Genomic DNA, 815 nt, shown 5'->3' with positions numbered 1-815 from the left:
TCAGCAAGGTTATGTTTTGTCGAAGCAATGATGCGAACGTCTACATGCATTTCATCTTCTGCACCAACACGACGGAAGTTACCATCTTGTAGAAAACGAAGAAGTTTGATTTGCAGATGAGCACTCATCTCACCAATTTCATCAAGAAATACCGTACCACCATTTGCCTGTTCAAAAATACCTTTGTGGCCTTGTTCGTGATTGAATGAACCCGGCGCATGACCAAACAGCTCGGTTTCTGCAACGTCATCTGGCATGGATGCACAGCTCAACACAAGGAATGGTTTACTCGCACGGCTTGAACGACTATGACAGGCTTTTGCGAGCATTTCTTTGCCAGTACCTGTTTCACCTTCGATTAGTAGCGGTTGATCCAGAACAGAAAGCTTCTTAGCCTGATTAATCAATGCTTTATGGCGGTTTGATATTCCTACGAAGTGCTCAAAACCCAATGGATTATGCAACGGCAGTCTTTCTTCGATTTGCGTGCCGTGCTGGCTTGTTCGAATCGTCATCAAAGTGCTTGCAAGCGTAGAATTCTGCGCTTCGTCTCTGATATAGACAGGCATGAGCTCTAAGATGTAATCCAACCCATCAATGACTAGGTTTTCACGAGTACGAGCGTTCACTCCTTCAGACCAACGAGAGAAACGGACGCTTGGTAATAACGCACCAATCTGAGTGCCGATGACTTCTTGTTTATGTAAGCCGAGTAGCGACAAAGCAGACATGTTCGCCATATCGACAGCACCTTTGAGGTCGATTGCAAAAACCGGGTCCGGCAAATTATCAACCAACGAAAGCAGCTCAGTGTT

1 protein-coding gene is annotated in these 815 nt (G+C 45.5%); it reads right to left on the bottom strand.

What is annotated here, in order from left to right:
- Positions 1-815 (bottom strand): sigma 54-interacting transcriptional regulator (locus R8N49_RS26275; RefSeq protein ID WP_318190342.1); only part of this gene is annotated, 815 nt, incomplete at both ends.

This window comes from Vibrio sp. 1978, assembly GCF_033344345.1.
Note: the sequence above shows the minus strand (reverse complement) of the source record. Positions and strands in the feature narration are given on the sequence as shown.